This window comes from Flavobacterium sp. YJ01, assembly GCF_029320955.1.
GTDB lineage: Bacteria > Bacteroidota > Bacteroidia > Flavobacteriales > Flavobacteriaceae > Flavobacterium.
The window spans coordinates 477,496-502,358 of record NZ_CP119757.1; the positions used below are offsets into that span (position 1 = coordinate 477,496).

16 protein-coding genes are annotated in these 24,863 nt (G+C 34.0%); 14 read left to right on the forward strand and 2 right to left on the reverse strand.

Annotation, left to right across the window (positions count from 1 at the left end; translation table 11 throughout):
• The first annotated feature begins 27 nt into the window (after positions 1–27).
• From P0R33_RS02185 to P0R33_RS02195, 3 genes are all read left to right on the forward strand, one after another.
• Positions 28–2,946, forward strand: coding sequence for a PQQ-dependent sugar dehydrogenase (locus P0R33_RS02185; protein WP_276174005.1), 2,919 nt, complete (start codon positions 28–30; stop codon positions 2,944–2,946).
• A gap of 104 nt (positions 2,947–3,050) precedes the next feature.
• Positions 3,051–4,961 (forward strand): fumarate reductase/succinate dehydrogenase flavoprotein subunit, encoded by a 1,911-nt coding sequence (locus P0R33_RS02190; protein WP_276174006.1) that lies wholly within the window; start codon positions 3,051–3,053, stop codon positions 4,959–4,961.
• Between the two features lie 60 nt (positions 4,962–5,021).
• On the forward strand, positions 5,022–5,768 hold the full coding sequence (locus P0R33_RS02195) for a succinate dehydrogenase/fumarate reductase iron-sulfur subunit (RefSeq protein ID WP_276174007.1): 747 nt from the start codon (positions 5,022–5,024) through the stop codon (positions 5,766–5,768).
• Between the two features lie 114 nt (positions 5,769–5,882).
• Here P0R33_RS02195 and P0R33_RS02200 read toward each other — a convergent pair whose 3' ends face one another.
• A complete protein-coding gene (locus tag P0R33_RS02200; protein ID WP_276174008.1) occupies positions 5,883–6,632 on the reverse strand; it encodes a dihydrodipicolinate reductase C-terminal domain-containing protein in 750 nt (249 codons plus the stop codon).
• 662 nt (positions 6,633–7,294) lie between these two features.
• Here P0R33_RS02200 and P0R33_RS02205 point away from each other — a divergent pair.
• The 11 genes from P0R33_RS02205 to P0R33_RS02255 all read left to right on the forward strand — a co-directional run bounded on the left by P0R33_RS02205 (position 7,295) and on the right by P0R33_RS02255 (position 23,590).
• Positions 7,295–7,645: a hypothetical protein gene (locus P0R33_RS02205; RefSeq protein ID WP_276174009.1), complete on the forward strand. Its 351-nt coding sequence runs from the start codon at positions 7,295–7,297 to the stop codon at positions 7,643–7,645.
• Between the two features lie 220 nt (positions 7,646–7,865).
• Positions 7,866–8,561: an ATP-binding cassette domain-containing protein gene (locus P0R33_RS02210; RefSeq protein WP_276174010.1), complete on the forward strand. Its 696-nt coding sequence runs from the start codon at positions 7,866–7,868 to the stop codon at positions 8,559–8,561.
• Between the two features lie 28 nt (positions 8,562–8,589).
• On the forward strand, positions 8,590–10,887 hold the full coding sequence (locus tag P0R33_RS02215; protein ID WP_276174011.1) for a TonB-dependent siderophore receptor: 2,298 nt from the start codon (positions 8,590–8,592) through the stop codon (positions 10,885–10,887).
• Positions 10,888–10,892: 5 nt separating this feature from the next.
• The gene (locus tag P0R33_RS02220) at positions 10,893–12,344 is read left to right on the forward strand and encodes a DUF3526 domain-containing protein (RefSeq protein WP_276174012.1); all 1,452 of its coding nucleotides are present in this window, start codon (positions 10,893–10,895) and stop codon (positions 12,342–12,344) included.
• Positions 12,345–12,346: 2 nt separating this feature from the next.
• Positions 12,347–13,699 (forward strand): DUF3526 domain-containing protein, encoded by a 1,353-nt coding sequence (locus P0R33_RS02225; RefSeq protein ID WP_276174013.1) that lies wholly within the window; start codon positions 12,347–12,349, stop codon positions 13,697–13,699.
• Between the two features lie 456 nt (positions 13,700–14,155).
• Positions 14,156–14,755 (forward strand): RNA polymerase sigma-70 factor, encoded by a 600-nt coding sequence (locus tag P0R33_RS02230; RefSeq protein ID WP_276174014.1) that lies wholly within the window; start codon positions 14,156–14,158, stop codon positions 14,753–14,755.
• A 67-nt stretch (positions 14,756–14,822) separates the two neighbouring features.
• The gene (locus P0R33_RS02235) at positions 14,823–15,929 is read left to right on the forward strand and encodes a FecR domain-containing protein (RefSeq protein ID WP_276174015.1); all 1,107 of its coding nucleotides are present in this window, start codon (positions 14,823–14,825) and stop codon (positions 15,927–15,929) included.
• 7 nt (positions 15,930–15,936) lie between these two features.
• Complete coding sequence (locus P0R33_RS02240; protein ID WP_276174016.1) at positions 15,937–19,296, forward strand: SusC/RagA family TonB-linked outer membrane protein; 3,360 nt, start codon at positions 15,937–15,939, stop codon at positions 19,294–19,296.
• 4 nt (positions 19,297–19,300) lie between these two features.
• A complete protein-coding gene (locus P0R33_RS02245; RefSeq protein ID WP_276174017.1) occupies positions 19,301–20,761 on the forward strand; it encodes a RagB/SusD family nutrient uptake outer membrane protein in 1,461 nt (486 codons plus the stop codon).
• Positions 20,748–22,214 (forward strand): hypothetical protein, encoded by a 1,467-nt coding sequence (locus P0R33_RS02250; protein WP_276174018.1) that lies wholly within the window; start codon positions 20,748–20,750, stop codon positions 22,212–22,214. Before P0R33_RS02245 ends, P0R33_RS02250 begins: the two co-directional genes overlap by 14 nt.
• A gap of 233 nt (positions 22,215–22,447) precedes the next feature.
• A complete protein-coding gene (locus tag P0R33_RS02255) occupies positions 22,448–23,590 on the forward strand; it encodes a cytochrome c peroxidase (RefSeq protein WP_276174019.1) in 1,143 nt (380 codons plus the stop codon).
• Between the two features lie 103 nt (positions 23,591–23,693).
• On the opposite strand, the gene P0R33_RS02260 is transcribed toward P0R33_RS02255, so the two are convergent.
• Entirely contained in the window at positions 23,694–24,770 is a 1,077-nt protein-coding gene (locus P0R33_RS02260; RefSeq protein ID WP_276174020.1) for a BamA/TamA family outer membrane protein, read from the reverse strand.
• Positions 24,771–24,863 lie beyond the last annotated feature (93 nt).

Below are 24,863 nucleotides of genomic sequence, written 5' to 3' on the forward strand. Positions count from 1 at the left end.
CCAAATCATTTAAAATTCTGAATAATTATGAAAAAACAATTACTTTATAGTATCAGGAAACCGCAATTATTATATCTGTTATTAATTTTTGGTTTACTTGTTTCCTCAAAAACCTACAGCCAATATATTACTCAAAATCTAACGCCGACTTCTGTAATTAAAGAAGGTTTAGCTTTAGAACAATCTTCAGACGGAAGAATTTTTATCGCAGAACGAGGCGGTATAGTAAAGGTATTTCAAAACAACATTGTTTCGACTGTTTTTACTGTTACAACTGTTACAGATAACGAACAGGGATTATTGGGGATAACTTTACATCCAGATTTTGCTACCAACGGCTACATTTACGTTTTTTATTCTATTAATGATGGAACTGTAATACGTCATCGCATTGAGAGAATCAAAATAGATAATGCCAATCAAGTGGTCAATAGACAAGAAATTTTGCTCTTGGAACCAATTGGCGGTGGATTTCATAATGGAGGAGATTTAAAGTTTTTCAATGGTTATCTTTATGTCACTGTTGGTGACAGTCAACAAAATACAAACTCTCAGGACTTAGATACCTATAAAGGAAAAATTCTTCGTTTAACCGAAGATGGACAGCCAGCACCTGGAAATCCGTATTACGGAAGCGGTTCTGTACAAAGACAAAGCATCTGGGTTTACGGTTTCAGAAATCCATGGAGATTGGTTGCAAATCCTGTTGCCAACAAATTATTTGTTCTAGATGTTGGCACTTCATGGGAAGAAGTAAATGAAATCAGTAATCCTGCTATTCGCAATTACGCTTGGGGACATCCGCAGGGAGGAGATGGAAAGCAAACTGAAACTAATTTATTTACCAATCCGATATTTACTTACGCAACTGGAAGTATTGGAAACGCATTGACAAATGGTGTTTTATATAATCCTGCCATTTCGAGATATCCGAATATGCAAGGGAAATTTATTATAAAAGATTTTGTTCGAACAGAAATTAGGTCATTTGATCCAAATGTTGCAGATCCTGTTTCAACGGTCTTTTTTACAGCTCCACAACAACAAGCATTGGGAATGATGTTAGGTAATGACGGCTACATCTATTATTGTGCTTACGGAAATAACGGTTCTTTAATCAAACTCGATTATATTGAAACTGCTGCTCCAACAATTGTTAATCATCCTGTTTCTCAATCTATAATGGAAACTAATCCTGTTACTTTTACAGTTTCGGCGAGCGGGACAGGTTTAACATATCAATGGCAGTTTAATAATGTAAATATCAATGGTGCAACTGGGGCAACATATACAATCCCAAATGTAACCAATGCAAATGCAGGAGCTTACAAAGTGATTGTCACAAATACTGCTGGAAACGTAACCAGCAATCCTGCAACCTTGACCGTAACGCCATTTAGCAATAAACCAACGGTAACAATTGTTTCTCCATTACCAACATTAAAATGGAATGCAGATGACATCGTACCTTTTGAAGCTATAGCTACTGATGTTGAAGACGGAACATTGCCCGCAAGTGCTTTTTCTTGGAGCATCGATCTTTTCCACGAAGATATTCCCGGCGCTGGTCATTCACATCCCGGAGCAAGTCCGCAAGGTGTGAAATCAGGAAATTTTACGGCGTCCAATCAAGGAGAAAAAACACCAAATGTTTGGTATCGTTTTACCGTAAAAGTCACAGACAGCAATGGTTTAACGGGAACTGCTTTTGTAGATATTAAACCCAATCTAGTAGATGTTACGGCGACAAGTTCACCTGTTCCGCTAAATTTAGAATTCAACCAAAAACCGGTTACAGCGCCTTCAACAAAACAAGTTGTGGCAAATGCTGCTTTACAAACTTTAAATGCACCAACCCCTCAATATGTTGGAAATATTCGTTATGATTTTGATCATTGGAGTCAAGGCGGATTGGCTAATCAGTCTTTTAAAGCTCCTGCCTCGGGAGCAATTACTTACACTGCATTTTATACTTCAACAACTCTTCAAAATGCACCTTACCAAGGAATAATTGCTCAAATACCCGGAACTATTGAAGCTGAAAATTACGATATTGGTCCTGGAGCGGTTTTAGATAAAAACGGCGGCGGCGATACTGCTTACAGACCCGGCGATGGTGTTGGAACTGAAGCTTGTAATGAAGGCGGATTTAATCTTGCTTATGTTGCTAAAGATGAATGGTTAAAATACACAGCAAAAGTAAATACAACTGGAAATTATACCATCAATCTTAGAATTGCTACTCCATATAATACCCGAAAACTCCATCTTGAAGTAGATGGTGTCAATGCAACTGGAGTAGTAAATATTCCAAACACAGGAGGTTTTCAGAACTGGCAGACTGTTGCTGTTCCAAACATAGCATTAACACAGGGCACACATGTTATCACTTTGTACTTTGAAGAAAATGACATCAATGTAAATAAAATGGAATTTGTATTGTCTGCAAGCACCACTGCTCCTATTGCCGATTTTGAATTTACGCCACAAATGGGCTGTTTAAATACGGCTGTTACTTTTACTTCTGTTTCTGTAGGCACTGTAGATACTTATTCTTGGAATTTTGGCAACAATGCACAACCTGCAACAGCAACTGGAATTGGTCCACATTCGGTAATTTTTTCTACGGAAGGAACTAGACAAGTGTCATTAACTGTGAGCAATTCAAACGGAAATAATACCAAAACGGTTTCTTATATGGTTGAAAATTGCAATTTAGGTGTCGAAAATCCAAATGAAGAATCCAACAAAATTCTGGTCTATCCAAATCCGTCAAAAGGAATATTTCACTTGTCAAAAGAACTAGAATGGACTGTATATTCTACCACTGGAAGTAAAATCAAACATGGCTCAGGAAATGTGATTTCAATTTCTGAATTTGCTACTGGAATTTATTTCATCAAAACCAATGCAAGCAGTAAAGCGATTCCAATTACGAAACAATAATTTTTATTTTATAAATCTAAAAGTCAATATTTTATATTAAATTAGAGTTCCCCAAAAAGATTGCTTTTTTAAATTTTGTATGAATTCATTTTAAAAACCTAAAAATGATGGAATCAAAAATACCAGAAGGACCTCTAGCAGATAAATGGAATCTTTACAAGTCAAAAGCTAAACTTGTAAATCCGGCCAATCGAAAAAAATTAAATGTTATAGTTGTCGGCACAGGACTCGCAGGAGCTTCTTGTGCGGCATCTTTAGCAGAACAAGGTTATAATGTAAAATCATTTTGTTTTCAAGATTCTCCCAGACGCGCCCATTCTGTTGCCGCACAAGGCGGAGTAAATGCGGCTAAAAACTATAAAAATGATGGCGACAGTACTTTCAGAATGTTTTATGACACCATCAAAGGCGGAGATTTTAGATCTCGCGAAGCCAATGTTTACCGTTTAGCCGAATGTTCTGCCGCCCTAATCGATCATGCAGTGGCACAAGGTGTACCCTTTGCTAGAGAATATGCAGGTTATTTGAATAATCGCTCTTTTGGAGGCGTTCAGGTTTCACGAACTTTCTATGCGAGAGGTCAAACAGGACAACAGCTTTTATTGGGTGCTTACCAAGCTTTAGAACGACAAGCTGCTTTAGGAAAAATTACTTTGTACACGCGTCATGAAATGCTCGAATTGGTTGTTATTGAAGGCAAAGCCAAAGGAATAATTGCACGAAATCTTGAAACTGGAACTTTAGAACGTCATGCCGCCGATGTAGTGGTTTTGGCTACTGGAGGTTACGGAAAAGTATATTATTTATCTACTTTGGCAATGGGCTGTAACAGTTCTGCCGTTTGGAGGGCACACAAAAAGGGCGCTTTTATGGCTGGCGTGAGCTGGATTCAGTTTCATCCTACTTCACTTCCGCAACATGGAGAAAATCAATCTAAATTGACTTTGATGTCTGAATCGCTTCGAAATGATGGAAGAATTTGGGTTCCTAAAACGGCAAATGATAGCAGAAATGCCAATTCAATTCCCGAAGAAGAAAGAGATTATTATTTAGAACGCCGTTATCCCTCTTTTGGAAATTTAGCGCCGAGAGATATTTCTTCAAGAGCTGCTAAAGAAAGAATCGATGCCGGACATGGCGTTGGACCAATGAAAAACGCTATTTATTTAGATTTTTCTGATGCTATAAAAACGCAGGGAAAAGATGCAATTGAAGTAAAATACAGCAATCTTTTTACCATGTATGAAAAAATTACAGGAATAAATGCTTATAAAGAACCTATGCTTATTTCTCCGTCTGCGCACTTTACGATGGGCGGACTTTGGGTAGATTATGAATTAATGACCACAATTCCTGGTTTATTTGCTTTAGGCGAAGCTAACTTTGCCGATCACGGCGCTAATCGTCTTGGAGCAAATTCGCTGCTTCAAGCTTGTGTAGACGGCTATTTTATTGCTCCTTATACGATTCCGAATTATTTGGCTGGCGAATTGAACGCCAGCAAATTTGATATTTCACATCCTGCTTTTGAGGAAGCTGAAAAAGAGGTAAGAAGACAATTGGATCGTTTTTTACATACCAACGGAACATTTTCTGCAGATTATTTTCATAAAAAAATCGGACGTCTTCTTTACGAAAAATGCGGACTTTCTAGAAACAGAAAAAAACTCGAAGAAGCTTTAATTGAAATCCGAGAATTAAAAGCTTCATTTGAAAAAGATCTCAGAATTACAGGAGATAATACTTTAAACAGTGAACTAGAAAAAGCTGGTAGAATTTCTGATTATATAGAATTAGCCGAATTAATGTGTTATGATGCCTTACAGCGCGAAGAATCCTGCGGAGCACATTTTAGAGAAGAATATCAAACTCCTGATGGTGAAGCCGTTCGAAATGATGAAGATTTCTGTTACGTTTCGGCTTGGGAATGGAAAGGCAATCAAGACGAACCCGAACTGCACAAAGAACCTCTAGTTTTTGAATCCGTAGAACTCGCCGTAAGAAGCTACAAATAATGGCAAATGGTTAATTACAAACACAATTAACCATTCATAATTAACAATCAACAATTATCTATGAAACTTTATCTTAAAATTTGGAGGCAATTTAATACTTCATCGAAAGGAGAAATGACAGATTACGAAATTGATGAAGTGACAGAACATATGTCTTTTTTAGAAATGTTAGATCTCTTAAACGAGTCTCTCATTCAACAGGGCGAACGCGTTATTGAATTTGATCATGACTGTCGTGAAGGAATCTGCGGTCAATGTGGCGTAATGATTAACGGTCGCGCTCATGGTCCTATAAAAAATACAACCACCTGCCAGCTTCATATGCGAAGTTTTAAAGATGGTGATACAATTTACATTGAACCCTTTCGCGCAAAAGCTTTTCCTGTTTTAAGAGATTTAAAAATTGATCGTAAAGCTTTTGATTCCATTATTGCTTCTGGAGGTTTTATTGGAGCATCGACAGGTCAGGCGCCAGAAGCCAACAGTATTCCAATCTCTTATGAAATTGCCGAAGAAGCTTTCGATGCCGCTGCATGTATTGGATGCGGTGCCTGCGTTGCTTCTTGCAAAAATGCAAGCGCAGCTTTATTTGTTGGAGCCAAAATAACGCATTTAGCGTTGTTGCCACAAGGAAAAGTAGAAGCTTCTAAACGTGCTCTTACAATGGTCAAAAAAATGGATGAAGAAGGCTTTGGCGCATGTTCTGACACTCGTGCGTGTGAAATCGAATGTCCGCAGGGAATTTCGGTTCTTTCTATTGCAAAGATGAATTTAGAATATATGAAAGCTTTGGCTTTTAGGAAATAAAGTAATTTAAAATACTAAAGAGAATTTCTCGCAAAGACGCAGAGCCGCTAAGTTTAAACAGCTTATTAAAAAAGAAAAGCTTTGCGGCTCTGCGTCTTTGCGAGATTAAATCATTTAGACCGTAAAATACGGTGTTAGAATATCTTCAAAATTATACAAACCGTTTTCTTTCTCTTTTATATTTTCAGCAACAAAAATAACTCCGTTTCCAAAGGCTTCTCTTGAAATCGATTCGTGAATAATTCGTACCGTTTGAAAAGGGAATCCGAAGATAACTTCATGTTTTCCGACAATTCCGCCCGCACGTACTGAATTGATATTTTCTTTATCCACATCTAGTGCTTCAGCAATTTTTATTGCTGTTCCAGAAGTTCCTTCTTTGGCTTTAAAATGTTCTTCATTAACTTCAATATCAACCCAAGGTGCTATTTTCTTTAAAAACTTGGCTGCAAACAATAAATAATTAACTCCCAAAGTAATATTTGGCGACCAAAAAACGGTTGTTTTCTGTCCTAATTTCTTTAAAAACTGCAATTCTTTCTCTTTATAATGAGAAATAGCCGAGATTATTTTTACTTTATTTTTTGCTGCAACTTCACCATAAGTATAAATCCCTTGATTAGAAGAAAAGTCAATAATTACATCTACTGGATGTTTTTCTAACAATTCATCAATAGAAGTTTTTGAACTTGAATAGATTAAGCCGGGTTCGTCTGACTGCACTCCAAAAAATTCAGGAACAGATCTGTGTTCTAAAACGGTACTTTGTCTTAAAACCCATTCTAAGCAGAATTTTTTATTTTCTAATAATATTGAAGCTACTGATTTTCCAGTTTTTCCGAATCCGATTAATCCTATTTTCATAAGCATTTGTATTTTTAATGAGCGGAATGCTCGTTAGAAAAATTGATATTGTAAAGTCATAAATATCAATCTAAAATTTAATTTAATTGAACAGTTTTGAAACTGCTATTGGAGTAAAACTAGGAAAATTATAACAGAAATCCGAGTTAAAATTGCATTTTATAACAAAAAACTGACATATTAATACTATTTTTTCTGTTAATTATAGATCATAAGTTTATATCTAACTTATAATCTTCAGAGAAGTAGTTTGTTTTCTACTATATATTTTTAGAATCCTTTTTTAATTTATTCTTCTAGAATGTTAAAAATAGCACTTAAAAAAAATTTGATAAAGTAAGTAAAAACAAGCTCAATTTTTGGAAAGCCGGACATGAAAATAATAAAATTTTGTATGACTCTATTAGGCAACATCCAAAACACCTAACCAATTTTTTCGGAAGTATTCTGTAAACACTTAGACAATTCTTCTGATATTAGCACTTTAAAATTACAATACAGTAACCTGTGAAACGGTTGTAATTAAAGGGCTTGAACTCAAAATTAAAGATAAAAAAACATTGCAGATATAGTAATTATAAATAAGATAACTATATTTGCAACTCTGTTGCGATTATATATTTCAATATTAGATATTTAAAAATTGCACCCAAAACCATTGAATGAAAAAAAGAATCGTATTAGTAAATTTCTTAGCCTCTTTTGCAGTATTGTGTGCCATGCTGTTTCAGACGGTGCATTCTTACGAGCATTTTTTCAAACAGCTTTCAGAGAAACCTTGTGTACATCACTCAAGTGCCAATCAAAAGCAGATAACCCATAGCCATGAAGTCGATTCAAAATGTCATGTTTGTCATTTTTCATTCAGCACTTTCATTCCAAATTCGCATCAATTTGTAATTTTTCAGAAAGTACAGATTGAAAATATCTCTGCATTTTTTTATACAAAATCAGTTTCCACATTCTTCAAAGGAAGTCTGTTTGCCTTAAGAGCACCTCCTACTTTATTTTAGTTTACTCTTTTTTTAATTTGCTTTCTGAGCAAAGAAATCTATTTTGATTTATTATAGCATTAATCAGACATTTTTTGTCTGCTTTAGTGATGCTTTCGCGAATAAATCGGAGTAAACTTTAATCATTCATTTTATCGAAATTATTCAAGCAGGCTTATTAAAGCTCGCCTGAAACATTATTTACAATTCTCAAAAATTAAAATCCAAATCATAAATAATTATGCTTACAGCTGAAAATCTGACCAAGAAATATGGCGATAATATTGCTTTACACGATCTGAATTTAACTATTAAAGAAGGAGAAATATTTGCTCTTTTAGGTCAAAACGGTGCCGGAAAAACCACAACAATCAACTTGTTTTTAGGTTTTATCGAACCAACAGAAGGAACTTTAAAAATTAATGATATACCTGTTATTTTAAATGCTAAAACAACAAAAGAATTTGTTGCTTACATTCCAGAAACAGTAATGCTTTATCCGAATTTAACTGGATTAGAAAACCTAAAATTTTTCTCTTCATTAGCAGGTTTTAAATACTCAAAAGGAGAATTGGTTTATTTTTTAAATAAAGCAGGATTACAAACCAAAGCGCACGACCAAAATCTGGGCGGTTATTCTAAAGGAATGCGTCAAAAAGTGGGAATTGCAATCGCTATTGCTAAAAAAGCAAAAGTGCTTTTATTAGACGAACCAACAAGTGGTTTGGATCCGAAGGCATCTAATGAATTTTCTCAAATCCTAAAAGAACTTTCAGCTGACGGAACAGCCATTTTAATGGCAACTCACGATATTTTCAGGGCGCGCGAAGTGGCTACTCACATCGGTATTATGAAACAAGGAAATTTGGTTACCGTAATTGAAGCGGAGAAAATTTCTGCCAACGAATTAGAAGATTTGTATTTACAAACGGTTTAAAGGAAACTCGATTTCCATTACTATAAAAATGAAACATCTATTTTGCTTACTGTTTTCGGTAAGCACTTTTTCTATTTTAAATGCGCAAACTAACAAAAAAGTTAGAGATAGCATTACTAAAGATTCTTTGGAATTAGAAAGCAAACGAAACGAATTGCAAACCGTTGAAATTATCGGTCGCTCAACGCGAAAGTATAATAGCGATTATTCTTTTTCTGCTACAAAAACAGCTTCTTTAAACAAAGATATTCCGCAATCTATTTCGAGCATTACCAAAGAATTAATTGCCGATAAAGGCGCTATTTATTTGTCCGATGTTGTAAAAATGGCCAGCGGTGTAATTCCAGCGAGCTATTACAATCAATATACCATTCGTGGGATAAGTCAGAATGAAGAAGGGCAAATTATCAACGGAATGCGAACCAGACAATATTATTTTCTACAGCCATTAACGAGTAATATTGAGCGGGTTGAAGTAATTAAAGGTCCGTCGAGCGCGACATTTTCTTCTGTAGATCCAGGCGGAAGTATTAATATGGTAACGAAAAAACCTCTTGCAATTGACCGAAAAGAAGTTAGCCTTACTGTTGGAAGTTTTAGCACACTTCGCGGGACTTTAGATTTTACAGGACCTTTAAATGAATCCAAAACACTTTTATATCGTGTAAACGGCGCTTATCAGGAAGCAAAATCATTTCGTGATTTGGTAAATAATAAGTCTTTTTTGATTTCTCCTTCGTTTACTTACATTCCTAATGAAAAAACGGCCATCAATACCGAATTGGTTTTAAGTGATATGACTGGAGTTCTAGATCGCGGACAACCCATTTTTGGTGCTGTTGCTGGAAAAACTGATTTAAATAAAACTCCAATCAGTTTAAATTTAGGTGCTTCTGGAGATTATTTTAAATCTAAAGAAATGATTTTGATGACGAATTTAGCTCATAAATTCACTTCAAAAATTGGTTTCAATGCATCGTACATGAAACAAACCTGGACAGAAAATCTTCAGGAACATCGCACAACAAACGCTTTTGCGGTTGATATGAACAATCAGCCTGTTACGAGTTTGGCGATGATGCAATTTGTACAGCGTCAGCAATATTGGGACATTGACAATTTGAGTGCTTATTTTAATTTTGATTTTAAAACAGGAAAACTCAATCATAAGTTATTAACTGGATATGATTTAAGCAGTTGGAATAAAAATATTGGAGGAGGACAAAACGCCGCGAGAGGTTATCTTTTAAAAGACGGAACGGTTGCCAGTTCTTTTGTTTCAGCCAATGCGTCCAATTATCAAACAGTTACTTTAAATGGTGTTTTATTACCAAAACCAAATGTCAATTTCTTCGATTTGAACAATCCTTCTTATGCGTTGAGAAATACGCAAGATTATGTAATGAATGTTCGTACAGCGCTTCCTTCAGCACTTACAACAACCAATGCGATATATATTCAGGATCAAATTCAGTGGGAAAAATTTACTTTTTTATTGGGACTAAGAAACGAATGGTTTGAAGATATTACAAACTACAAATCAAACAATGAATTAACAGTCAAAAAATCTGCTTTATTACCTAGAATTGGAATAACGTACGCCATAAATAGTGCAATAAATGTTTATACGACTTATTTAGAAGGATATCAGCCACAATCGAATACAACGACTTTGATGCCACAAACAGGAAGTTTACCTGCTGGAAGTCTTTTTAAACCATTGGAAAGTGATTTGAAAGAGTTTGGAATGAAAGCCGTTTTCTTTAATAATTCCGTAAGTTTTAACGCGGCGATCTACGAAATCAATCAGCGTATTATTTTGATGAACGCCAATGATCCTGTAAATCCCGATTTGTTAGTAACCAGAGGTTCTGAAAGAAGTCGTGGTTTTGAGTGTGATTTAGCGGGTTACATTACTAAAGATTGGCAGATAAATGCTTCTTACAGTTATATCGATGCTGAAATTACAAACGATGCAAATACTTCTTTAATTGGGCAAAGAAAGCAGAATACGCCAAAAAACAGCGCCAATTTATGGACACGCTACAACTTTGCTTCTCATTCAGCTTTAGATGATTTCGGAATTGGATTAGGAATGCAGTATCAAAGCAGTAAAGTGCCTTGGTTTACAAGAGATTTTACAATTCCGGACTTTACAATTTTTGATGCAGCGCTTTATTATAAACCCAATAATGGCAATATGCAGATTGCCTTGAATGCAGGAAATCTGCTTAATAAAACGTATTGGTTAGGCGCTCAGAATTATTTGAGATTATTTCCTGGAAGTCCTAGAAATGTGAGCTTAACCGTAACTTATAAATTTTAATTTATATGAAAATATTACACTCAGAAATTTTAATAGCCAGCCATTTTAGACAATCTGTCTTTAAAAATACAGCTTTATATATCATTACTTTTTTTATTGGTGTTTTACTTTTATACGCTACATTTTCGGGTTGGGAAAATTATAAAAACCAGAACGAAACCAGCGAAAAATACCAACACGAATCGAGAGAAGACTGGTTGAAAAATCCAGACAAGAACCCGCATAGAATGGCGCATTATGGCAATTTTGCGTTTAGAAAAAGTACGCCTTTAAGTGTTTTTGAATTTGGAATGGAGCCTTTTTTTGGAAATGCTATTTTCCTTGAAGCCCACAAACAAAATACCGCCAATTTCTCTGAAGCTGGATTTTCTAACAGTATGCTTCGTTTTGGAGAAATCAGCATTGCGATGGTTTTACAAGTTTTATTGCCTTTATTAATCTTCTTTTTAGGTTTTAATGCCATTGCCTACGAACGGGAAAACGGAACATTAAAAATTCTTTTAACGCAGGGAATTAACTGGAAACAGCTTTTAGTTGGAAAAATATTGGGCGTTGCGAGCGTCATTATGCTACTTTTTGTTCCAACTATAATTGCTTTGATTTTAGTTTGGCTGTTTCTTCAAGATTTTAGCATTACGACAGACGAAACGATAAAAATGGTTCTATTTATACTTTTTCATTTTGCTTATCTCCTATTCTTCTGCGTTATCGCTGTTTTGATTTCGGCAACTAGTAAAACTTCTAAAAAAGCTTTGATTACGCTTATCGGAATTTGGCTGATTTTTACGATTATTTTGCCGAGAACGACACAGGCAATTGGAGCTTATATTTACGAAGCACCTTCTAAAATTCAGTTTAATAGCGATATTGAGAAAGACATTTTAAAACAAGGTGACAGCCATAATCCGAATGATCCGCATTATAAAGCGATAAAAGATTCGTTGCTTCGTGCTTACAAAGTCGATTCGGTACAGAAACTTCCTTTCAATTATTCTGGATTCATTATGACCGAAGGCGAAAAAATAAGTTCCAGAATTTATAATGAACATTTGGCAGAATTACTTCAGATTTATAAAAAGCAAAACAGCTTTTCTAAAATAGTTTCTTTTCTAAATCCGCATATCGCGATGAAAAATCTCTCGATGGGATTATCTAATACAGATTACGAATCATACATCGATTTTCAGAAACAAGCGGAAGATTATCGTTATGTAATGGCTCAGAAAATGAACGCTTTGCAGATTAAATACATCAGTAATAAAAAACCTGGTCCTAATGACAAACCGCTCACAATAGATAAAGAACATTGGGCTGATGTAGAAGATTTTCATTATCAACCTAAAACAATCGGAACGATTTTAAAAAACGAAATCATTTCGATTATTTCGATTATTCTCTGGATTGCATTGCTTTTTATTTTAATTCAAATAGCGTCCAAAAAACTTAAAGCCATATAAATATGTTATCATTATTATTTAAAAATTTCATTCGGTCAAAAGGAACAAAAATTGGTTTGATTTTTTTGTTATGCATTGGTTTTATAAGCTTATTGATTGGAAAACAGTTTCAAGATAAACAACAAAACAATATCAAAGAAGCTTCTATTTATCAAAAAGAACATATTGCCAGAAATGCCGCTTTTCATAAAGACGAAATAGGACTTTTATTGTATTACATCAAATTTTCTTTGGTTAATAATACGTTGCCAATAAATAGTTTAGCCATCGGACAACGCGATGTGAATCCGTCGATTCAAAGTGTTACAATTCGTGGTTTAGAAGGTCAGAAATACGATTCAGAACTGAATAATCCGAACAATCTTCTGGCAGGAAATATTGATTTTAGTTTTGTGCTTATTTATCTTTTTCCGCTTTTAATCATTGCCTTTTCATACAACCTTATTTCCGAAGAAAAAGAAAGCGGCACGTGGAAAATTGTGGCAACTCAAAGTCAAAACACCTTTCTTTTTATTCTAAAATCATTCTATGTCAGGATCTTAAGTCTAATCGCATTGCTTACATTTTTGCTTTTTGCCGCTGTTTTATTCTTCCATATCCCACTAGATTCGGCTTTCTTTATTTTCTACGGACTTGGAGTTTTGTACATTTTATTTTGGTTTGCTGTCTGTTTCTTTATTGTTTCCTTGCAAAAACATTCCAATTTTAATGCGGTAATTCTCTTGACGATCTGGCTGTTTTTAATCATTATTGTTCCAGCAGGAATCAACGCTTATATCGTAAATCAATATCAAGTTCCCGAAGCTTTAGAACTGACTTTAAAACAACGAAATGCTTATCACGAAAAATGGGATACGGATAAAAATGAAACGATGGAGAAATTCTATAAACATTATCCGCAGTTTAGATCATATAAAATTCCAGAAGATAAAGAATTCAGCTGGCTTTGGTATTATGCTATGCAGCAAATGGGCGACGACGAATCGGCTGTGCAATCGCGCGAATTGGAATCAAAATTACAACAGCGAAATCTTGCCAGCCAAAGAATTGCAAAATTTATTCCGACTCTTCATACGCAATTGCAATTGAATGAAATCGTGCATTCTGATTTAGGAAACCAGCTTTTATTTTTGAAAGAAACATCAAAATTTCACGAAAAACTACGTTTGCATTTTTATCCTAAAATATTCGACAATGCAGCAGTAAATCAGCAAAATTGGAAAGATTTTAAGGTAGAAACATTTCGAGATTCTTCAGAAATTAGTTTTGGAAAAGCCTTTTTGCCTTTATTGCTTTTCATCTTATTTTTGATTGGTTTTGGATGGAGGAATTTTAAAACGAAAGCTGTTTTTTAATCGCACTACTGTTTTATTTTAACGCAAAGAGCGCTAAGATTTACGCAAAGTTCGCTAAGTTTTTTTAAGCTTTGTGAATAACAATGCTTTTGAAAGTTCGCAAAGTTTCTCAAAAACAGTAAATATAGCCACAGATTTCATGGATTAAACAGATTTCAAAATTTAATCTTTTTAATCTGTGGCAAAAAAGTTCGCAAAGTTTTTTTAGATAAAGCTTTGCGAACTTTGCATTTTTATCAAATACAGCATATCAAAAATCCTTGCGAACTTTGCGTAAATCTTAGCGCTCTTTGCGTGAAAATCAACCTATTCTGAATAAAATTTCTTCAAACATTCAATAATTTTATTTTATTTAGAATTAATATAAATAAACTTTTATATTTGCCGCTTTCTAAGCAAAATCAAGTATAATTTAAAATTTACTTAATATTGCTTATCCAAAGTAAATTCCGCTTAATGAACAACAATACCAGTTTCGAATTAGAACTTTTCCAATCCTTTAAGAACGGAGATGAAACTGCGTATACATTTTTCTACGACAAATATTTTAAGAGAATTCAATCTTTTAGTGTTCAGTTTATTTATGATCATGATGAGGCTGAAAACCTAGCTCAAGAAGCTTTACTACATCTTTGGCAAAATAAAGAAAACGTAGAATCAATAAACGGAATTCAGGCTTTCTTATACACTTACGCCAAATCAAAATGCTTGAATTTAATTCGTCACAATAAAGTTAAAGATAAATTCAAGAATGACCTTCTTAACCACCAAGAAAGAGAATTGAATATCGAAGTTTTAAACTCTGTACAATTTGACACTTTAGAATTAACAGAATTAGAACGCATTATTCAAGAATCAATTAGTGAATTACCACCTAAAACTCGCGAAGTTTTTATAAAAAAACGCTTTGAGAATAAAAAAAATGCAGAAATAGCAGAAGAAATGGAAGTGACTTTAAAAGCTGTAGAAGCCCACATGACAAAGGCTTTGAAGATTTTAAAAACCAAACTATCTGATTATTTGTTCTTAATTTTTATCCTTATTTATAATAATTAAGAATAAAAGGTAGGGTATTTTAATTCTGAAGTGTACTAATAATAGCGAGAAGTTTAAAAACGCATTTATGACATCGGAAATAATTTATAAATACTTATCTAATGAAGCATCTGAGCAAGAAGTCGAACAGCTTTTTGAATGGATTAATGCTTCAGAAGAAAATAAAAAGCAATTTATAACTTTAAAAAAGACTTGGGCTTTAACAGCGCTTACTGGAACTATTTCACGTGAAGTTCCTGTTGTTACTTTAAAACCAAAAAACAACATTAGAAAGTATTTTAAATACGCGGCCGTTCTTATTGTTTGTATTGGTTTGGCTAGGCTTGCTTTTTATTTTAATGAAAGAACAACTAACTCTAAAGAAATTGTTCTCGAATTAGGCGATGGAAGATTAGAATACTTTTCTGAAAAAAATCTAAACGCTTTGGTTAATGACAAAGGCGAATTGGTTGCCAGAAAATTTCCTAATCAAATTATATACTTCGGAAAAGTTCTCGATACAGAAGTTTTATATCATACGCTTACAGTTCCTTACGGAAAAACGTTCAAACTTAAACTTTCAGATGGTACCCTTGTGAGTTTAAATTCTGGAACTACTTTGCGTTATCCGGAACAATTTGGAATTAACGGAAAAAGAAATGTTTATTTATCCGGTGAAGCATTTTTTGAAGTTGCAAAAGACAAACAACATCCGTTTATTGTTCATTCTGAAGAAGTTGATATAGAAGTTCTCGGAACAAGATTTAATGTAAGTGCTTATCCTGAAGACAAAACCGTGAGCAGTGTTTTGGTTGAAGGAAGTATTCAAATGTCTGAAAAAGACAATCCTTTAAATGCCGTTTTGCTTAAGCCAACCCAAATGGCTGTTTGGCAAAGCGAGTCCAAAAAAATGATCACCAAAACAGTGGATACATCATTTTATGAAGCTTGGACTCAAGGCGAACTTGCATTTCAAAATACCCCATTTTCAACAATTACTAAGATTATTGAACGTACCTACGACGTCGAAATTATCAACGAAAATGCTGTTTTGGCCAAACAGAGTTTTACAGGTTCAATAAAAATTAGCGAATCTAGTGTAGAAAACATTTTAGAACTTCTAAAACGCGACACGCCATTTAATTATTCTATTAAACAAAACACAATTACTATTACACCAATTTTCCATAACTAAATAAAACATGACATTTACGATACATCCCAATTCAAGAAAAATTCTATTTTTCTTAGGCTTTCTTTTATCCTGTTTTTCGGCTTTTTCTCAAAATAAAACTATTACATTACACGTAAAAAATAAACCTATAAGTCTAATTATCAAATCTATTGAAGAGCAAACCGATTTTAGAATTATTTATAACGCTCGAAAAATTGATACCGAACAATTAGCAGATATTAATGTTGATAATGCTTCGCTAGAAACGACTTTGACAAAATTATTTAACGGAAAAAATATCTCCTTTTATATTCAGAAAAAACAGGTTTTATTGACCAATTCAAATACTTCTAATGATTCTGGCGCGAATCAAGAAACAGAGCGTTTTATTACGGGAACGGTTTATAATGCAAAAGACAAACAGCCACTTCCTGGCGCTACAATTCGTGTAAAAGGAACTGGAATGGGCGCTATAACAGATTTTAACGGAAAATTTATTTATCAGTTAAAAGGAAATGATATTCCGAATCTTGTTCTTGAAGTAGGTTATTTAGGAATGGAATCACAATCTCAAAAAGCAGACGATAAAAAGAATTTTGTTTTTTACTTGCAAGAAGCAACAGACGAGTTAAATCCGGTTATTATTACGTCTTCTTATGGTACAACAAAATTAAAAGAAGAAATTGTGGGAAGTATTTCTACATTAAACGCAAAAGATATTGCTGTAGAACAAGCTTCTGAAAGTTTCGACAAAATGATTACAGGTCAAATTGCTGGAGTTATGGTAGAAAATACTTCTGGTGTTGGTGGCCCTGTTAAAATTAATATACGTGGTAAAGGAACATTATCGTCTTTAACCAATGCAATTACCGGAACTTCTTCGCAACCACTAATTATTGTTGATGGCGTTGTGATGAGTGAAGAATATGCTATCGATGGCGGAGATTTTGACGGATCTGGAACTTTTGCTGAAAATCTGACTAATCCATTAATGAAAATTGCTCCAGAAAATATAGAAACTATTTCTGTCTTAAAAGATGCTGCAGCTGTAGGTATTTATGGTGCAGATGGTGCAAATGGCGTTATTTTGATTACCACTAAAAAAGGAAAAAAAGGAAAAACTCAATTCGGTTTTTCTAATCAGCTTGGGGTTTCTTCTGCAATTAATCAGATTAAATACTTAAACGGTGAACAATATACCGAAATAAGAAACCAATACTTAAAAAATACAACAACAAACTATGTTCCATTTGCTTACAATGGAATTAATACCGATTGGTTTGACTTATTAAACAACGCTGGTATTTACAATAAATATAATTTTAATGTTTCTGGTGCTACTTCAAAATTTTCATATCGAACAAATGTTAGCTATACGAAAATTGATGAACCTCAAATGGGTAATGACACAAAACAATTAAACGCTGGAATCAATTTGGGTTACAATTCTGGAAAATGGGATATCAACTTAATGTTGAATCCTAGCTTTGTACAGAAAGACGCTCCAAATATTTTTTACGGATTTGCTTACCTTCCTACACTTTCTCCATATAATGCAGACGGAACTTTTTCAAATTTAGGCGTAAGCGGCGCTACAGCTGGAAATCCGTTGGCGGCAATTCAACAAAACAAAAATGAAACGCAGACATTTGGTATTTTAGGAAGCATTAATTTGTCTTATAAATTGAATAATAACATCAGATTTGCGACTCTTTTTGGTATGGATTATAGTGATAAAGATCAAGATCGCTATTTTTCTGGAGCAAATGAAAGCGGTCAGTTTAACGGTTCTTTTACACTTGGAGGCATTTTATATCCAGCTTGGGGACGTAGATTATTAAACGAAAGAAATTCTAGAAAATGGAATTGGCAAGGACAAGCTTTATTTAATAAAGATATTACAGAAAATCACAGTATTGATGGTGTTCTTGGTTTTGAACTTAGTGAAGATAAAACCGATTTTCATTATTCATCTGGAGTTGGATACGTAAACCCAGGCATACTAAATAAGATTACAGATGCAATAAGAGACGATAATCCTGCTACACCAAATGTAGATGAATCTAAAGCTGGACAATCTTATAGAGGTGAAATCAGTTATAATTCGAGAGTTTCTTTATTCTCACAATTAAACTATAATTATAAAAAACGTTACTTTTTATTAGCCAATTATCGTCGTGATGAAAGCTCTGTTTTTGGAGATGATACGAATGTGGCAAATAATGGCGGTATCGGTGCTGGATGGATTATTAGCAATGAAAACTTTCTTAATTCTGCTTCGTGGATTGATTTCTTAAAATTAAAAGCAAGTTACGGTACAACTGGAAACTCTAGAATTGGTTCTTACCGCTCTAAAGGTTTGTATAATATTGGTCAAAACGCTTACAATGGCGGAATCGGAGCAACTACTGGCGACGCGCCAAACGGTAATTTAACTTGGGAAAAAAACGCCAAATTTAACGCTGGTTTTGATTTTAATATTTTAAACAGAGTTGAATTATCTGTAGAATATTATTATGACAACAAAACTAATTTGATTGCAACAAGAGATGTCCCAACTGAAACAGGTTATTCTTCTGTACAATTAAATGCCGCAAGTATGTACAATAAAGGTTTTGAAGTTACTACAAGAATTAAATGGATAAAATCTAATGCTTTTAAATGGACAACAGCATTTAACATTTCTACAATTGACAGTAAAGTAACCGATTTAAAAGGTTTAGGAAGCGACTATTCTTTAGCAAATATAGCTTTAGCACAAAAAATTGGTTACAGCACGAGTACTATTTGGGGAATTAAATGGGCTGGCGTTGATCCTGCAACTGGTCGTGATCTTATTGAAAAAAATGGTAAAATATACGATTCCAAAACCTATGGCGAATTATACACCATTGCAGATTGGGAACCAATTGGAGACAGACAAGCAGATGCTTACGGTGGTTTTTACAATAGTTTTACTTTTTTCAACAACTTAACTTTATCTGTTCGAGGTGATTATCAAATTGGAGGTGATTTTTTAGTATCTGACGTACTGGTAGATAAATACTCAAATACTTTTAACAGAAACCTTTCTGTAAATGCATACGATCATTGGAGAAATCCTGGAGATATTGTTTCGCAATCTGCTGTAACTTCTTCTCCGCAGCTTTCTAACTTAAGTAAATATATGTACGATGCAACTTATATCCGAATCAGCAATGTTAATTTAAGTTATAATGTGCCGTTAAAAAATACCTTCTTAGATACTCTTTCAGTTTTTGCAGATGCGACAAATGTTGCTTATTGGTACAAAGAGAAAAGTCCAAAAGGAATGAACGGAGTAAGAGAATACAGTTTTACTTATCCTCAGGCAAGAACCATCTCGCTGGGAGTTAATGCTAAATTTTAAGAACATGAAATATTCAAAATACCTATTTATATTTTTCCTGATTTTCTCGCTGCAAAGCTGTAGTGATTTTTTAGAACAGGAACCAGGAACACAAACTTCTATAGACGAGCTTTTGCAAAACAAAAAAGGAGTTTTGCAAGCATTAACCGGACTTTACTATGAACTAGAAGCTAATATGCGCGGAGAACGTTATGCCGTTTACGCAGATCTTCAAGGAGGAAACATCAAATTTTCGCCAGTTTCTTCAGGAAACAGCAGAGGTCAGATTTCTCCGCCTATAAATATCGAACAAGCATATTCATTTGATGATCAAGCGCTGACAAGTAATTTTAAAACATTTTATGATACAAGTTATGATATTATAAATCAGGCGAACTTAATTTTAGAATATACTCCTGCCCTAACCGATGCAACTCAAGCAGAGAAAAATCAAATAAAGGCAGAGGCTTTAACGATTAGAGCTTATGCGCATTTTTTGCTTTCTCTTGTATACAGCCAAGATTATAAATATACTTCAGACGCTTCTCATTTAGGAATTGTTTGCAATACTGAATCTATTAAAGCCGGAATAAAATATCCTGCAAGAAAAACAGTTGCAGAAACTTATTCGATTATTATAAATGATTTAGCGACAGCAATTGACAATTATTCGTCTCAATCGTTGCTTCCAGGTCAAACTTATTCTTTATTTAATGTAAATAATACAAAAGCGTTATTAGCGCGTGTATATTTGCAAAAAGGCGACTGGAATAATGCGTACACAACGGCAAATGACGTAATTACAACTTCTGGAATAACTTTATCAGCTTCTGCAGATTATGTTGCGCAATGGACGCAGCCGGATCTTCCTGTATCTGAAATTTTACTTGAATTTGCTACTAGAAGAGATTCTGAAGATATTGTGATGTCTTCTATGTCACAAGTATTTGGCTATACAACATCTACAAGTTATCAGCGATATGTCGCTTCAAACGACTTGGTTAATTTGTACGAAAGTAACGACTTAAGAAAACAATTATTTCTTACACAGCCTTTGCAGACTTTAGTAAATGGCGTTCTTACGAATGTAAATTATAATTTCACTAAAAAATATCAAGATAATGCTGGTTATGTTGCTTTTAGATTAAGTGAAATGTATTTAATTCGTGCCGAAGCTGCTTTAGAAACCAACAGATCTGACGCTGCAATGGCAGATATAAATATTATTCGTGCACGTGCAAATGCTACTTTACTAACAAATACCACGAATCTGAAAGAGAATATTCTTTTAGAAAGAAGAAAAGAACTTTGTTTTGAAGGTCATTTATTTTTTGATTTAGTGCGAAATCATAAAAATATTTCAAGAACTGATGGCTGTATTTCAACAAACTGCAGTTTGACTTATCCTTCTCTAAAATTTGTTCTTCCGATACCAACCTATAACACTAATCTTAACCCTAACTTACAACAAAATGACTCGTATTAAGATATTTAGCATATTGTTTATAGCCATATTATTTACTTCATGTTCAAAAGATGACTATAAATTAGGTTCTGAAATTGATCCTTTTATAAGATTTAATTTCTTGGTAAAAAGTGATAATACGCCTGTAGAATATCCAATTGTAAACGGAAGTTTAGTGCCTCAGTCAAATTACGTAAATACTTCTGTAAAAACGTTGAAAGTGCCTGTTGCTTTAACTGCTCGAAATTTAAAAAATAGTGTAACTGCCAATTTTAGTGCGGTTTCATCAACAAATGATAATGAGAGTTTTACAGTAAATCCTGTAAATCAATTAATTTTTCAGGGAAATAAACTAACAGATACTATAGCGGTTTCTTTTGACAAAAGATGGACTGCCAACCAAAGTATTACTCTGAAACTAGAAACGGTTTCTGATCCCGAAATTCATATCGGAAATCTAAATACTGAATATCCTAATGATACTTTCAAAATTGATTTGGCAGCAATTACAACCAATTACACTTTTCCAGTAAATCAATTTGTTGTAAAAGGAGAAGTTGGCGAAACTGTTGATTTTAAAGTAAATTTTCCTAACGGATTTTTCCCTTCGGAAATAGAAAATGCCTCTATTTTTAAATTCCAAAATGGTTTTGAATATTCTTTAACGCACGACGATTTTGGAGATAATAGAAATTCAATCACTTACCATTTGACTCTTTTAGAAGATATCCAGAATGACGATGCGCGTTATGAATCTAAAATAACATTGGTTAATACTCCAAATTATAACGCTACCGGAAGTATTAGTTTGACTGTTGTAAAGCCAATAAAATCGCCAAGAGATATTCAAGCTAATCCCGCATCAAAATTCACAGATCCAACAAATACTTTTTATTTGACGTACGGAGAACATTGGTTTAATAATAACGGAAATTGTACTTGGCAAACTTTTAATGCTTTGACTTTTCCAGTTGTTGTTACAAAAGATAACGAAAATGCGATTTTGTATAGCGATAAAGGAACTGCGAATCCTAATGATGACGTATATCATGATGCATTCAAAATTGGATTTAATGTAGCTACAGGAACGAACACTGTAAATTCTTTTGGTTTAAAAAGATGGTTTTCTAACGAAAGTAACTCTGCAGCAATTTCTCCAGGATTTAATATTACCTCAGCTTTAGAATTTTTTCCTGCCAATGGAAATAGCAAAACGCAAGGAACTGTTCTGGTTATTCCACAAGATATTACTATCGGATCTAGCGTGACAAATACGCATGTTATTGCAATTTCTGGAGAAGGAACTTATAAAGAAATCAGCAATGGTTTATATGAAATTTCATTTGAATTAAAATTAACAAACGACAAACTGTTTGGAGGAACAGTTTCGACGCAATATAGAATGTACAATAATAGAGTTTACACTAAGCCAGCAGCTTTAAGTATTCCGTGCCCGAAAGAAGTTACTTTATAATTGTGAATTGTTAATTGTGAATTGTTAATTGTGAATTGTTAATTGTGAATTGTTAATGGTTAATGGTTAATGGTTAATGCCTTGAGCTTTGTCAAAGTTTAAAACTTTGACAAAGCTTTTGGTGTCAGAAAAAATAAGTTTCAAGTTTCAGGTCTCAAGTTTCACGTTCTGTTGCAACTTGAAACCTGAAACTTGAAACTTGAAATAAAAACACAAACAAAAAACACAAAGAATTGAAAAAACTAATCTTACCTATCCTTTTCCTGCTTTGCTTGACGGCTTATAAAAGCGTGGAAAATCCTGATTATATTGATATTCAGGAATTGCGAAAACTGTATTCCAGCGGAGATTCTTCGAAATGGCCCGTTGCTGAATTACATGCAAACGTTGATAAATCTAAATTTCAGGATATTGGTGTGCTTCCTGCTGTTCCTTATCCTGCTTATAATCCGTATTCTAGGGAAAAAGAAAGTTTGGGCAAGATTTTGTTTTTCGATCCGAGATTATCGCGAAGTGGGCAAATTGCTTGTGCTTCTTGTCACAACCCAGAATTGGGCTGGACTGACAATTTAACGCGTTCGTTTGGACATGATCGTCAAACCGGAAAACGAAATTCTATGACGATTTTAAATTCGGCTTACGCTACTTCTTTATTTTGGGATGGACGCGCTTCAAGTTTAGAAGATCAAGCGCAATTTCCAGTTTCTGATCCTTTAGAAATGAATGAAAAATTGACGATTGCAGTTGATAAAATCGCTAAAATTAAGGGCTATAATTCGTTGTTTTCAGCAGCTTTTGGAGATAAAAAAGTGACTTTAGAACGCATTCAGTACGCCATTGCCACTTTCGAAAGATCAATCAATAGTCCGAAAAGTAAATTTGACCAGTTTGTGAGCGGAAAATCAGATGCTTATACCGATCAGCAAGTAAAAGGAATGCATTTGTTTAGAACAAAAGCGCAATGCATTAATTGCCATAATACGCCTTATTTCAGCGATAATCAGTTTCATAATGACGGACAGACTTTATTCGGCACAAAAAACGAAGATTTCGGACGTTATAATGTGACTAAAGATGTAAAAGATATTGGCAAATTCAGAACGCCAACACTTCGCGAAGTCGTAAATACAAAACCTTGGATGCATCACGGACATTTTCCGAGTTTATTGGATGTTGTAGAATTATACAATTTAGGAAATCCTTCTCCTGTTCAAAAGAAATACTTGGGAACAGCAAGAGATTCTCTGATTCCAAAATCAGATCCAATGCTGAGAAAATTGGATTTAAACAAAGAAGAAATCAGCGATTTATTGGCATTTATTGAAACTTTAAGCACTCCGACAAGAAGAATTATAATTCCAGAAATGCCTAAATAATTTAGTTAAAAATGATTTGTATTTTGCCCCAAGTATTTTGCAAATCATAAAAGCCCTTTTCGTTGGAAAGGGCTTTTTAAAACAAGTGTTCATATTTAACATCTTAAAAAGCTTCACCAATTCTGAAATAAATTCCCCAATCTCCTTTTCCAACGGCGCCGTCCAAACCAATATTAAATTTTTCGTTTTTAAATGCTCTGTAGCGATATCCTACTCCAGCTCCAGGATATAATTTCCAATCAAAATCTTTAGTATCTGAGCCGTAAATTGTAGCAAGTCCGGCAAAACCAACTAAACCCATTCTTTCATTAAAATTATAGCGGTATTCGCCTTGAATATCCATAAGTCCGTTTCCTCTGTATTTTCCTTCCGAATAACCTCTAATATCGGTTCCTCCAATTGTAACTTGCTGTTCGAAAACAATATTTCCTAGTCCGAACTTACCCGAAAAACGACCTGCCAATACATCTTTTCCATTTCGCATAGGAAAATAAGTGTCATATTCTGAGAAAACCTTACTAGCATTGGCAGTATTTCCAAACCATTCAGGATAAGCAAGCCAGCGCACTTTTATTTTATTTCCCTTTGTAGGATAATAAACTGCATCTCTTGTATCGTATAACATGATTAATTGTAGTCCGTTTGTATGGCCAATTGAAGAGGGTTCAACATTGTCTTCGTAATTGGTATCGTAGTGCGCATACGAATATCCTAAACCCGCATAAAAAGATTTTACAATTTTGTGCTGGAGAGTAAAGGCAAGTATCGTTTTTTTTGTTCCATAATCATAAAAATCAGGAACATCTATATCATCGACATAAAACTGAGCATTTTGGTTGCCAACTGCAAAAAAGACTTGCGCTCGCCAAAGATCTTCTTTGAAGTATAATTTATTAAAAGAAGCGATAAAATAAGATTTATTAGTGGTATAAACCGCAAACAAACCCGATAATGATTTTGGAGAAATTGTATCTGTTTTGTCAAATTTATACATCATCATCGGAATTGCTCCAAACATAAAATCGAGAGTTCGATTGTAATTGAGATAAGGCATTACATTAAAATCAATGTTTTTAGCCTTTTCAGCAGATGTTTTAGTGCTATCGGTCTGCGTTCTCTGAGACCATAACCAACAGCTGCTAAATAAAAATATCAGCAATAGTAAATAAACTTTTTTCATCGTTTTGCTTTTATAAAAACAAAGCTACTATTTCATTAAAAAACAATGATTTAATTTAAATGATGTTCGGTTGCATCTTATAATATGCAACCA

Excerpts from the sequence above, each read along its gene's own strand:
- P0R33_RS02250 (WP_276174018.1), top strand. The coding sequence starts at position 20,748 with ATGACTCGTATTAAGATATTTAGCATATTGTTTATAGCCATATTATTT.
- P0R33_RS02260 (WP_276174020.1), bottom strand. The coding sequence starts at position 24,770 with ATGAAAAAAGTTTATTTACTATTGCTGATATTTTTATTTAGCAGCTGT.
- P0R33_RS02215 (WP_276174011.1), top strand. The coding sequence starts at position 8,590 with ATGAAACATCTATTTTGCTTACTGTTTTCGGTAAGCACTTTTTCTATT.
- P0R33_RS02205 (WP_276174009.1), top strand. The coding sequence starts at position 7,295 with ATGAAAAAAAGAATCGTATTAGTAAATTTCTTAGCCTCTTTTGCAGTA.
- P0R33_RS02225 (WP_276174013.1), top strand. The coding sequence starts at position 12,347 with ATGTTATCATTATTATTTAAAAATTTCATTCGGTCAAAAGGAACAAAA.
- P0R33_RS02240 (WP_276174016.1), top strand. The coding sequence starts at position 15,937 with ATGACATTTACGATACATCCCAATTCAAGAAAAATTCTATTTTTCTTA.
- P0R33_RS02200 (WP_276174008.1), bottom strand. The coding sequence starts at position 6,632 with ATGAAAATAGGATTAATCGGATTCGGAAAAACTGGAAAATCAGTAGCT.
- P0R33_RS02185 (WP_276174005.1), top strand. The coding sequence starts at position 28 with ATGAAAAAACAATTACTTTATAGTATCAGGAAACCGCAATTATTATAT.
- P0R33_RS02220 (WP_276174012.1), top strand. The coding sequence starts at position 10,893 with ATGAAAATATTACACTCAGAAATTTTAATAGCCAGCCATTTTAGACAA.
- P0R33_RS02210 (WP_276174010.1), top strand. The coding sequence starts at position 7,866 with ATGCTTACAGCTGAAAATCTGACCAAGAAATATGGCGATAATATTGCT.
- P0R33_RS02235 (WP_276174015.1), top strand. The coding sequence starts at position 14,823 with ATGACATCGGAAATAATTTATAAATACTTATCTAATGAAGCATCTGAG.
- P0R33_RS02230 (WP_276174014.1), top strand. The coding sequence starts at position 14,156 with ATGAACAACAATACCAGTTTCGAATTAGAACTTTTCCAATCCTTTAAG.
- P0R33_RS02245 (WP_276174017.1), top strand. The coding sequence starts at position 19,301 with ATGAAATATTCAAAATACCTATTTATATTTTTCCTGATTTTCTCGCTG.
- P0R33_RS02195 (WP_276174007.1), top strand. The coding sequence starts at position 5,022 with ATGAAACTTTATCTTAAAATTTGGAGGCAATTTAATACTTCATCGAAA.
- P0R33_RS02190 (WP_276174006.1), top strand. The coding sequence starts at position 3,051 with ATGATGGAATCAAAAATACCAGAAGGACCTCTAGCAGATAAATGGAAT.